At 50.3% G+C, this 13431-nt stretch carries 1 protein-coding gene; it reads left to right on the forward strand.

Annotated elements, in window-relative coordinates:
• The gene (locus NYE68_RS09415) at window positions 1–13419 is read left to right on the forward strand and encodes an SDR family NAD(P)-dependent oxidoreductase (protein WP_342494077.1); all 13419 of its coding nucleotides are present in this window, start codon (window positions 1–3) and stop codon (window positions 13417–13419) included.
• Window positions 13420–13431 lie beyond the last annotated feature (12 nt).

The following is a 13431-nucleotide window of genomic DNA, read 5'->3' on the forward strand; positions in this document are numbered from 1 at the left end:
GTGAAGAACTTCAATAAGCAAATCACTTTATCGCTGAAAAATCCGTTTATTTTACATCATGACGTTTACGGACAAAAAGTCCTTCCGGGATTGGCTTATATTGATATGTTTTATCAGATTTTCAAAGAGCGCGGCTATTCATACGACGGGCTTCAGCTGCGCCATTTATCCATATATCAGCCGCTTATTGCGAAAGAAGACAGCGCCGTCAAGCTTACGGTTGAATGTACAAAGGTAAAAGAAGGGCGCTGGAAACTTACCGCAAAAGGGGCTGAGGTCAGCGGCGGACGAGTCCAGCCGGAAGAACGTATTTACGTCAAAGCGGAAATGCACGAGACAGCACCTGCAATTTTCAGTGAAACGCTTGATCTTGACTCTGTCAAACGCGAGGCGCAACGCACCATTGATTTAAATGAGCTTTATGCACAATGCAGAAGCCAGGAATTGGTTCACAGCGGATATATGAAAGCGGAAGGAGAAGTGTTTGAGGAGCGGGACGGCGTCACCTTTGATGTATCGCTCGGAAAAGACGCGATGGGACAGGCCGGAGGGTTTTTGTTCCATCCGACTCTTCTTGACGGAAGCGGCGTCGGTGCAAACCTATTGATCTCATCGCTGTTAAATGGGGAAAAGAGGCTGTTTCTGCCTCTTTTCTACGAATCTTTTACAGCTTCCGAACCTTTGCAGAGCGGCTGCATCACGAGAATCAAACGTTCGTCGCTTCGGCAGGAAAAGGAGCTCATTTACATTACACTGGAGTTTTTTAACGCATCCGGCCGGAAAGTAGCCGAGCTTAAAGATTTCACAAGCAAGCTCGTGCGGGATGCCGAGCTGATCAATACAGAACGAAAGACTGCTGAGAAGTCTCCGGAAAAAGCCGGTTTACCGGAAGTTGCGGCATCGCTTGAAGGCGGACACCCGCATGAGGAAGCGGAACGGTATGTCATGAATTTGATGGCTGAAAAAATCGGCAAGCCGCTTGAACAGATTGATTCTCAAGTCGGCTACTATGAAATGGGGCTGACATCGTCCGGACTGCTTGACGTCGTCGAAACGATCAGCGAAAAAATCGGCGAAACTCTTTCTCCGACTTTGCTGTTTGAATATACGACGGCAGCAGAGCTGGCAGCTTTCCTGACTGAGCAGTACGGGAGCCATTTCAGCGCGTCTCCGGCAAAGATGGAGAAGCCGGTTGAGCCGCAAACAGAAAACAGGCGGAAAAGCAGTGTGCCGCTAGATGAAGATATCGCAATTATCGGCATGGCCGGCCGCTATCCGCAGGCCGAAAATATTCATGAATTCTGGGAAAACCTGAAAGAAGGAAAAAACTGTGTCACCGAAATTCCGGAGTCTCGCTGGGACTGGCGCCGGTTTGAAAATGTAAAGTCGCCTTCCGGAAAGAGCATTTCAAAATGGGGCGGATTTATTGATGATCCGGATTGTTTTGATCCCCAATTTTTCCGGATTACGCCGCGGGAAGCTGAAACAATGGACCCTCAGGAACGGCTGTTTTTACAAACATGCTGGGAAACGATTGAGGATGCCGGATATACGCCGAAGTCGCTCGCAGAGGCGCGCGGACGGAATAAGAGACAGCGCGTCGGCGTCTTCGCAGGGGTGATGCATAAGGATTATACGTTGGTCGGGGCTGAGGCTTCTTCTGAAGATCATGTATTCCCGCTTTCTCTTAATTATGCGCAAATCGCAAACAGAGTTTCATATTTTTGCAATTTTCACGGGCCGAGCATGGCGGTCGATACGGTCTGTTCATCTTCGCTGACTGCGGTTCACCTTGCTGCGGAAAGCATTCGACGCGGGGAATGTGAATCGGCGGTTGCCGGAGGGGTCAATTTGTCGCTGCATCCGAATAAATATCTGACATACGGTTTATGGGACATGTTTTCAACAGACGGGGTTTGTCATACATTCGGGAAAGACGGAGACGGCTATGTACCGGCTGAAGGAATCGGTGCCGTTTTATTAAAACCGCTGCGAGAGGCGGTAAAAGACGGAGACCGGATTTATGCGGTGATAAAGGGCAGTGCCGTCAACCACGTGGGGACAGTGAGCGGAATTTCCGTGCCGAGTCCTGTCGCGCAGGCCGATTTGATTGAAGAATGCCTGGACAAAGCGGGCATCGATCCGCGCACGGTCAGTTATATTGAGGCGCACGGGACGGGAACTTCTCTCGGCGATCCGATCGAGGTTCAAGGCCTTGTCAAGGCGTTCCGCCAGTACACACAGGACAAACAGTTCTGTTCGATCGGATCAGTGAAGTCCAATATCGGCCATGCGGAATCGGCTGCGGGCATCAGCGGCTTAAGCAAGGTTGCCCTGCAGCTTCACCATAAAACTTTGGTGCCGTCTCTTCATTCGGAGGAGCTGAATCCGTATTTAGATTTTGAACAATCACCGTTTTACGTCCAGCATCATACCGAAGCATGGCAGCAGCCATCAGTGACGGAAAACGGAAACGAAACCGTATATCCCCGGCGTGCGGGCATCAGCTCTTTCGGGGCGACAGGTTCAAACGTGCATCTCATTCTGGAGGAATTTATCCCTGAAGAATCACACGGAACAAATGCTGAACCGGCAGAAGAACAGACATTCATTTTCCCGGTTTCAGCCCGGAATGAAGAACGGCTAAAAGAGTACGTTGCGAAGCTGTCTGCATTTATTCATCCCGGCCTGCCGCTTGAGGATGCGGCGTATACACTTCAGATCGGCCGTGAACAGATGGAGGAGCGGGTTGCGTTCACCGCTCAGGATATGACACAGCTCAAAGAGCGGCTGGAAGGCTTTCTGGCGGGTAAAACGGTCAGCGGGTGCTGGCGGAACCGAGCCGATAAAAGCAAACAGGCAGAGCTTGCTCCGGACTTGATACATAAATGGCTTTCTTCCGGGAGACTGGAGATGATTGCCGAAAAGTGGGCCGGCGGAGGAACGATGGATTGGAATCTCTTGTACGGTGAAAACAAACCGAATCGGATCAGCCTGCCGACATATCCGTTTGAAAAAATCCGGTATTGGGTGCCGAAGGCGGAGAAAAGAGAATCGCTGCCGCAAAAAAATGCAGGCATGCTGCATCCGCTCCTGCATGAAAATGTATCAAACATGTCAGGCGTCCGTTTTCGGTCCTCGTTTAGCGGCGGAGAATTCTTCCTGAAAGATCACGTCGTCAAAAACGAGCGGACGTTACCGGGCGCGGCTTATCTGGAAATGGTCCGGGCGGCCGTGGAACATGCGGCAGAAACGAAGGAAGAAGGAACAGTCCGGCTGAAACATGTCGTATGGATACGTCCGTTTACAGCGGCGGATGAGTCCGCAGAACTGTATCTCCGTCTTTATGACGAAGAAAATGGGGAGATGGGATTTACGGTTTACAGTGAATCGGCTTCCTCGGAACAAGAGCCCGTTCTCTATGCGCAAGGAAGCGCGGCGTTTGCCCGAACGGGCGAACCGGCCAAAATCGAGATTGACAAATTAAGAGAGTCACGCCGTCTGATCACACCTGACGCTTGCTATCAGGCATACAAACAGATGGGGATTGAATACGGGGATGCTCACAAAGCGGTCACGGAAATCTATGCAAAAGACAGCAAAGTGCTCGCGAAGCTCTCACTCCCGTCATCTATTTCTCATACAAAAGATCAGTTTGTCCTCCATCCGAGCCTTTTGGATGCGGCCTTCCACGCGACAATCGGGTTAATGCTTGACAGAGACGGGACTGACATACGGCCGATGCTGCCGTTTGCTCTCGAACAGATTGATGTGTTGAAAAGCTGTAAAAGCAATATGTGGGTTTCCATTGCGTACAGCGGCGAAAGCAAGCCTGAAGATGCCGTGCAGAAGCTGGATATTGATGTATGTGACGAACAAGGCAATGTATGTGTGAAAATGACTGGTTATTCCGCACGGGAAATTGAAACGGATAAAACAGATACACTATTTTTTGAACACATATGGGAAGAGAAGACCGCTGTACATGAAGAAGCGCCGATCCATTTCAAAGCCCGTCACGTGATGATATCTGACCGGTTTACGGATCAAATGAACAGCATACAGACAGACTTCAGCTGTCATGTGCTCCGTGATCAGCATAAGAGTGAAGACGAACGGTTTGAAGCTTGTGCGCTTCAGGCGTTCGAAGAAGTGAAGAAAATCCTCGCTTCAAATTCCGGCGGGCGCGAACTCATTCAGATTGTCGTGCCTCAAGAAGCGGATACGCAGCTCCTTTGCGGCTTAACGGGGCTTTTGAAAACAGCGGCGCTTGAAAACCCGAACCTGACCGGCCAGCTGATTGAATTGGAGCCGGACGTCAAGGCAGACATTCTGTCCCGATATGTAAGTGAATGCAGCGCTCATCCTGATGACAAGCATATTCGCTATGAAAACGGCAGGCGCTATACGGCACAATGGCAGGAAACGGGTCTTGAACAGTTCGGCGCCGAAAAGCCGTGGAAGGATAAAGGTGTTTATCTGATCACAGGCGGTGCGGGCGGACTCGGATTTTTATTCGCCAGAGAAATCGCCCGGCATGCAAAAGACGCCGTTCTTATTTTAACGGGGCGTTCTCTGTTGGATAACCGTAAAAAAGCCCAGCTTCAAGAACTGTCCGATCTCGGCGCGCAAGCTGTGTACAAACAAACGGACATGACGGAAAAACAAGAAGTTCAATCGCTCACAGCGGACATCTGTCGGCAGTACGGCGGATTAAACGGTATCATACACAGCGCCGGAACGATAAAAGACAACTATATTCTGAAAAAACACAAAGATGAAATCCGTGATGTACTGGCGCCGAAAGTCTCCGGACTGGTTCATCTTGACGAAGCGGCAAAGGACATTGAGCTTGATTTTCTGATTCTTTTCTCTTCCGGAGCCGGAAGCGCCGGAAGCGCGGGCCAGGCTGATTATGCGATGGCCAATGCGTTTATGAACGCCTTCAGTGAAAAAAGAAACCGTAAAAAAGCCCGAAATGAACGCTATGGACACACCCTTTCAATCTGCTGGCCGCTTTGGAAAGACGGCGGCATGACGGTTGATGCTGAAACGGAAGCCATGCTGACAAAAGAAAGCGGCATGGTCCCTATGCAAACAGAAAACGGCATTCAGGCTTTATACCGCGGGTGGGCGGCAAACACATCCCAAGTCATGGTGACGGAAGGCTACGCCGCAAAAATCCGGACGTTTCTGAAAAAATCAGCGGATGATCAGCCGGATAAGGGCAGCGAAACGGAAGAACCGGCGGGTCTTACAGCAGGCGGAGAGAACATGCTTGCAGAAAAAACGGAGCATTTCTTGAAACAAGTGCTTTCGGAAGTGACCAAACTTCCTGTCGGCAAAATTGATGCCAAGGCGCCTATGGAAGATTACGGAATTGATTCGATTATGATTATGCATTTGACGGGCCGGCTGGAAAAGAGCTTCGGCTCATTATCAAAAACATTGTTTTTCGAGTACCAGAATATCGAATCGCTGGCGCAGTATTTTATGAAAGCACACCGGGACACGCTGCTGGAAGTGACCGGGATGAAAACAGAAGAAACCCCTGCAGCCAAACCTGCGCTGTCTGAGAAAGCGAAAGTAAAGCCCGTTTTCAAACGGAATGAAGGCAAAAAAGGCTTTGCGCAAGTCCGTCCGGAAACGCGGGAAAATCAGCAGCTGACAGAGCGTGAAGATATCGCGATTATCGGTATATCAGGACGATATCCGCAGGCCGAAAATCTACAGGAATTTTGGAAGAATTTGAGTGAAGGCACTGACTGCATAACCGAAATTCCAAACGATCGCTGGGATCACAGTCTTTATTACGACGCTGATAAAGATAAAGAAGGCAAGACGTACGGAAAATGGGGAGGATTTTTGAAAGACGTGGACAAATTTGATCCGCAATTCTTCTCTATTTCGCCCCGTGATGCAAAATTGATGGACCCGCAGGAGCGGTTATTCCTGCAATGTGTCTACGAAACGATGGAAGATGCCGGTTACACGCGCAAAAAGCTCACGGAAAAATCGGTTGATTTGCTTGGCGCCAATGTCGGTGTTTACGTCGGCGTCATGTACGAGGAATATCAGCTTTACGGAGCCGAAGAACAGGCGCGCGGAAAATCGCTTGCGCTGACCGGAAATCCGTCATCAATTGCGAACAGGGCTTCCTATGTATTCGGTTTTAACGGCCCGAGCATGGCTCTGGATACGATGTGCTCTTCTTCTTTAACAGCCATTCATCTGGCATGCCAAAGCTTGCGGAACGGGGAATGCGAGGCAGCATTTGCCGGGGGCGTCAATGTATCCGTTCATCCGAATAAATATTTGATGCTCGGCCAGAACAGATTTTTATCAAGCAAAGGCAGATGTGAAAGTTTCGGAGAAGGCGGAGACGGTTATGTGCCCGGTGAAGGAGTGGGCGCCGTACTCCTTAAGCCGCTTTCTAAAGCGAAAGCGGACGGTGATCATATTTACGGCCTGATCAAAGGAACGGCCGTGAACCATGATGGAAAAACAAACGGGTATTCCGTACCGAATCCGAACGCCCAAGCCGCGGTGATCAAACAGGCGTTAAAAGACGCGGGAACCGATCCGAGGGCGGTCAGCTACATCGAAGCCCACGGCACCGGGACTTCACTCGGCGATCCGATTGAAATCACGGGTCTGACAAAAGCCTTTTCAGAACAAACACAAGATAAACAGTTTTGCGCCATCGGCTCAGCGAAATCCAATATCGGGCACTGTGAAAGCGCGGCGGGCATCGCCGGGCTGACGAAGGTGCTCCTGCAAATGAAGCATAAGCAGCTAGCACCGTCATTGCATTCCCGGACGCTTAACCCGAATATTGATTTTCTCGCTACGCCGTTTAAAGTGCAGCAGACGCTTGAAGAGTGGAAAAGACCGGTCATAAATGAAAACGGAGTAAATAAAGAATTGCCGAGAACCGCGGGGCTTTCCTCATTCGGAGCCGGCGGCGTCAACGCTCATATCGTCATCGAAGAATATTCCGCTGATGAGGATAAGGAGACGGCTTATGCCGCGCCTCATCCGTCGATGATCGTCCTTTCCGCGAAAAATGAGCAACGGCTTCAAAAACAGGCGAAACGTCTTCTTGATGCACTGCGGAGCGGGCGTTACCGGGAAGCGGATCTGAGCCGGATTGCATATACGCTTCAAATCGGCCGTGAACCGATGGAAGAGCGTCTCGGAATGATTGTCAGCAATTTGCGCGAGCTTGAAGAGAAGCTTGACGAATTTACGGGCGGCAAGGAGTCAATTGACCAGCTCTACCGGGGACAAGTCAAACAGAATAAAGACACGATGGCGCTGTTTGCGGCTGATGAGGACATGGAAAAAACCATTGAGGCGTGGCTTGAAAAAGGCAAAGCCGCAAAGGTATTAGAGCTTTGGGTGAAGGGCCTTCCGCTGAATTGGGATAAGTTGTATCAAATGGGCAGACCGCAAAAAATCAGTCTCCCGGCCTACCCGTTTGCAAAAGACAGTTATTGGATCGACATATCAGCAGATGCCGCTGTCAAAAGACCGGCCGAAACACAGTCTGCGCCGATCGCACCGGCGGCCGCCCCGGAACCGGTCATTGAAGTAACAACTCTTCACGAGGAGACTGCCAAAGACAAACCGTCAAACATTACACTGCAGCCTTTGAGCGGCGCGAAACCGAAAAGAACCGTACAGCCCGCTTCCCGTCCGGCGGTTTCCGCTGAAAAAGTAAGTGCCGTATTGACCGAAAGTTTGGCAGACGTTTTATATATGGATGCCGACGATATCGACGCAGACGACACATTTATTGATATCGGTATGGATTCAATTACCGGTCTTGAATGGATAAAGGTCGTTAATAAAACGTACGGCACGTCCCTTACGGTGACGAAAGTATATGATTATCCGACAATCCGCCAGTTTGCGGCTTTCTTGCAAAAAGAGCTCGGGACAGAACCGATCCTTGAGGAAGCAACCGAACCGCAGAAATCAGAGGCCGTGAAAAAACCGTCAAACATCATGCTGCAGCCTTTAAACGCTCATAAGCAGCATGTGACACAAGCAGAAGCGGATATTCTGGAGGCGATGTCTGAAACGGCAGCTTCCGCCGAACCGGAAGAACCGATTGAAGCGGTGCATGACGAGTTATCAAAAGCACTGGCTGATGTATTGTACATGGAGCGGCATGAAGTAGATATTGATGAGGCCTTTATTGACTTGGGTATGGATTCGATTACCGGTCTTGAATGGATAAAGGCCGTCAATAAACGGTACGGCACGGACTGTAACGTAACGAAAGTGTATGATTATCCGACAATCCGTCAATTTGCCGATTTTCTGCGTACGCAGCCGTCCGTCCGCGGCAGAAAAAAACAGGCGGTTCCCGTACGTCCAAAGCCGCTTACGCAGCAACATGCCCCGCAGGAGAAAACACCTGCCGAGCCGGAGAGATTAACGATTCAAAAGGAACCTGAACCGGTGCAGGCCAAACGGGAGCCTAAAGACGAGATAGCGGACGCGATAGCCATCGTCGGCATGTCGGGAAAGTACCCGGATGCGCCGGACCTAAAGACGTATTGGGACAACTTAGCCCGTGCGAAAAACGCCATTCGCGACATTCCGCTTTCCCGCTGGGATGTAAACAAATACTATGATCCGGCCTTAAACAAGAAGGGCAAAGTATACTGCAGATCAATCGGTATGCTTGACGGCATTGAAGAGTTTGATCCGCTGTTCTTTAATATATCTCCGTCTGAAGCGGAACTTATGGACCCGCAGCACCGGATATTTTTACAGGAAGGTTTTAAAGCCTTTGAAGATGCGGGTTACAGCTCAAAAGAATTAAACGGGAAAAATTGCGGCGTTTATTTGGGGATTATGAACAATGAATACGGCATGATGTTAAACAAACATCAGACAGGAGGAAGCGCGACGGGCAACAGTTTCAGCATCGCGGCGGCCCGCCTGCCTTATTATCTCAATTTGAAAGGGCCGGCCATTCCGATCGATACGGCATGCTCTTCATCTCTCGTCGGGACTCATTTGGCGCGTCAGGCGCTGTTGAATCATGAAATTGACATGGCGCTTGTCGGCGGTGTGACCTTGTATTTAACGCCTGAATCATACATCAGCATGTGTGAAGCAGGAATGCTGTCTCCTGACGGCCAATGTAAAGCATTTGATAACAGTGCGAACGGATTTGTGCCTGGCGAAGGCGCGGGGGCGCTCATTTTGAAGAGGCTGAAAGATGCGGAAGCCGATCAAGACCATATTTACGGAGTCATTATCGGATCTGGAATTAACCAGGACGGAAAAACCAACGGCATTACCGCACCAAGCGCGAAAAGCCAAATGGATTTAGAGCGCCAAGTGTATGAAGCGCACAACATCCACCCTGAGAGCATCACCTATGCGGAAATGCACGGCACCGGCACAAAGCAGGGGGATCCGATTGAATTAGAAGCCCTGTCTTCTGTATTTAAGGAAAAAACGGATCGCAAACAATTTTGCGCCATCGGTTCGGTTAAATCGAATATTGGGCATACGTCGGCGGCGGCAGGTGTAGCAAGCGTCCAGAAGGTTCTGCTGTCGATGAAGCATCAGCAGCTTGTGCCGACCCTACATTTCAGCACGCCGAATGAACATTTTGATTTTGATGACTCGCCTTTATTTGTCAATACCGAACTCAAACCTTGGGAAACAGGCGGAGCACCGCGGCGGGCCTGTGTCAGCTCATTCGGCTACAGCGGCACAAACGCTCATCTCGTTATCGAAGAGTATCAGCCGAAAGACCGGGGAAGCCGTAAGCCTGATGAGACAAACATTTTTGTGCTGTCGGCGAAAAAAGCGCCTCAGGTAAAAACCTATGCCGAGTCTGTGATCGAATTTGCAAAAGCCAATCAGAATATCAATCTTTCAGATATGGCATACACGCTTCAAACCGGGCGTGATGCGATGGATTACCGTCTTGCGGTTACAGCCGGTTCGAGAGAAGAACTGGTCAGCCGTTTAACCGATTTTATAAACGGAAATACGGGTGAAGGGATATATGAAGCCCATATCAAAACGGCTAAAAAAGAAATCAAAGCATTTGAAACGGACGATGACCTGAAGCAGCTTGTGAGGTCATGGTTCGATAAGAAAAAATACGCCAAAATAGCGGAATTGTGGGCCAAAGGGCTTCAGATGGACTGGGACAGACTCTATCAAGGCGAAAAACCCCGCAGAATCAGTCTGCCGGCTTATCCGTTTGCGAAGGAGCCGTACTGGCTGCCTGAGCCGAAAGTCATACCGCAGGAAACAGAAGACCGGCGCGAGGCTGTGCTTTTAGAAAAGCAATGGGTTCCGTGTGAGATCGATTCGGCCGGTGAGAAAAGCGGCAGGACGGTCATGATTCTGGCTGATGCAAGAACAGCGGAGCTAGCCGAAGAGACTGCAAAGCATATCGCTGACTCATTCATTCTCCCGGTCGATTCGGCTGACACTGCAGCTAGCGATTGGAATCACATAGATGGCACAATCGATCTGACGGGATGCGGAGACGAAGACCCTTCACTGGAAGGGATCAGCCGGCTCCAGACTCTGATTGATACAAGCCGCCGGCAAGCGCGGCCGCTGACGCTGCTATATGTAACAAAAGGCTTGGAGCCATTTCAGCAGAAAACGATTCAACTTGCAGGAGCGGCAAAAAGCGGCCTGTACAGAATGCTTCAAAATGAGTATCAAAACGTGACGTCCAGACACATGGATGCCGATACAGATACGGATCAGCAGACGCTTGCCAAACAGATTGCAGATGAATTTTCGGCGGACTGCACAGAACCGGAAATCTGCCGCCGAAACGGACAGAGATACCGTGCTTTATTCAGGGAGATTCCAAGCGGGAAGCGAGCAGAACATAAGCCCGCACCGTTTCCTGAAGACCATGTGCTTTTCATTACCGGAGGCACGAGGGGACTGGGTCTCTTATGCGCCCGCCATTTCACAGAAAAACACGGCGTGAAAAAAGTAGTTCTGACAGGCAGGGAGCCGATTCCTCCCCGTCATAAACGGTCAGCCGTTAAGACGAGGCTGAAAGAGAAGATACGGGCGATTGAAGAGCTTGAAGCAAAAGGAGTGCAAGTGGCGGTGATCAGTCTGAAATTGTCTGATCATGATGCGGCGGCAGCGGAAATTGAAACGATCCGGCGCACGATGGGACCGATCGGCGGCGTCATTCATTGTGCGGGATCGGTTAATTCAGTAAATCCGGCGTTTATCAGAAAGACTGCTGACGATATACAAGAAGTGCTGGAACCGAAAGTCGCCGGGCTTCAAACATTAAGCAGCCTTTTCACAAATGATCCTTTGCAATTTTTCGTCTTATTTTCTTCAGTATCTGCAGTCGTTCCGGCGCTCGCGGCGGGACAGTCGGATTATGCGATGGCAAATGCGTACATGGATTATTTCGCGGCGGCTCATCAGCATCAATATCCGTTAGTCAGCATTCAATGGCCGAACTGGAAGGAAACCGGATTGGGTGAAGTCCGCACAGAAAGCCTGAAGCAGACCGGGCTGCTGGGACTGTCCAACGCGGAAGGACTTGACTTGCTGGACCGTATTTTATCTGAAAACATCCGCCCGTCCGTACTGCCGGCTATCGTTGATCGGAGCGAATGGCATCCTGACAGGCTGCTCTGTCAAGAGAAAACACAAAAAGCCGTAATAAACGGCAAAGCCGCTGAAAAACATTCAGACAGAGAACTGCTTCTTGATACGAAGGCGTGGCTTGTGAAACTGTTTTCCGATGAGCTGAAAATCGCTCCGGAAGAACTGGAAACAGACGAACCGTTTCAGGATTACGGAGTTGATTCGATCATTTTAGCGCAACTTTTACAGCAAATGAATCAAGCGCTCAAAGAGGACTTAGATCCGTCTGTTTTATATGAACATCCGACGATTGACGCGTTTGCCGAATGGCTTGTATCCAATGGACAGCCGCTGCTTGCAGAAAGGGAGGAACCTGATACAGAAATCTTGGTTCCGGCTGCCGTACAAACGGTTCATACTGAACAAAAGCGTGATGCCGTAACTGAAGACATTGCCGTCGTCGGAATGAGCTGCCGTTTTCCGGGAGCGGAATCGTTAGAACAATATTGGGACTTGCTGAGAAGCGGCAGGTCCGCAATCGGCTCCGTCCCGGCGGAACGTTTCGGATATGCAAATCAATACGTTGCGGGATTGATTGACAATATGGATCACTTTGATTCCGAATTCTTTTTCATTCCGGAAAACGACGCGAAAGCGATGGACCCTCAGGCATTGGCGGTGTTGGAAGAGAGCTTGAAACTTTGGTGCCATGCCGGCTATTCCCGTGAAGAAATCAAGGGTATAGAGGCCGGTGTGTATATCGGAGGCCGAAGCCAGCATCAGCCTGATCCTGAAATTCTTGCGAATACCCGCAACCCGATTGTTGCGGGCGGGCAGAATTATTTAGCGGCAAACGTTTCGCAATTTTTTGATCTGCGCGGGCCGAGCATCGTGCTTGATACGGCTTGTTCATCGGCTTTGACAGGAATGAACATGGCCGTTCAGGCACTGAGGAGCGGCGATATCAAAGCGGCGGTAGTTGGCGGTGTCAGCATGCTGAACACGGATGCGGCGCACCGGATGTTCCAAGAGCGCGGGCTGTTAAACGAAAAACCGGCATTTCACGTATTTGACAAGCGTTCAGGCGGAGTTGTCCTCGGTGAAGGCGTCGGCATGGTGCTGTTAAAAACAGTAAGCCAGGCGCAAAAAGACGGCGACACGATATACGCGGTCATTAAGGCCGCCGCCATGAACAATGACGGCAGAACGGCAGGCCCGTCAGCTCCTAATATGCAGGCGCAAAAAGATGTCATGCAAAGCGCGCTTTTCAAAAGCGGCAAAAAGCCGGAAGACATCAGTTATATCGAAGCAAACGGATCGGGTTCCGCTGTTACTGATTTGCTTGAGCTGAAGGCGATTCAATCCGTATACCGCTCTGGCCAGCATGTTCCGCTCGGCATCGGGTCAATCAAGCCGAACATCGGGCATCCGCTTTGCGCAGAAGGCATCGCAAGCTTCATTAAAGTCGTATTAATGCTGAAGCATAAACAAACGGTTCCGTTCCTCTCAGGAGATGAACCGATGCCGCATTTTGATATAAAAAAGACAGATTTTCATTTTCATAAAACAGCCGGCGAATGGGATGCAGCCAGACCGTCAGCAGCCATCAACTGCTTTGCCGACGGCGGAACGAACGCCCACGTCATTCTGGAAGCTTGGGAAGAAAAAGACACCCGAATGAAAAGAAAGCCGCTGCCGGTACCGTCATTAAGACGTAAGGCTCTGGTAAAAGAGCCTGACGCACCGGCGGAGAAACAAGAGCTTCCTGCGAAAAAAATGTTTTGGAAAGCATTTAAATGAGAGAGGAGTGGG

This window comes from Bacillus sp. FSL R5-0447 (assembly GCF_038606125.1).
Lineage (GTDB): Bacteria > Bacillota > Bacilli > Bacillales > Bacillaceae > Bacillus > Bacillus velezensis.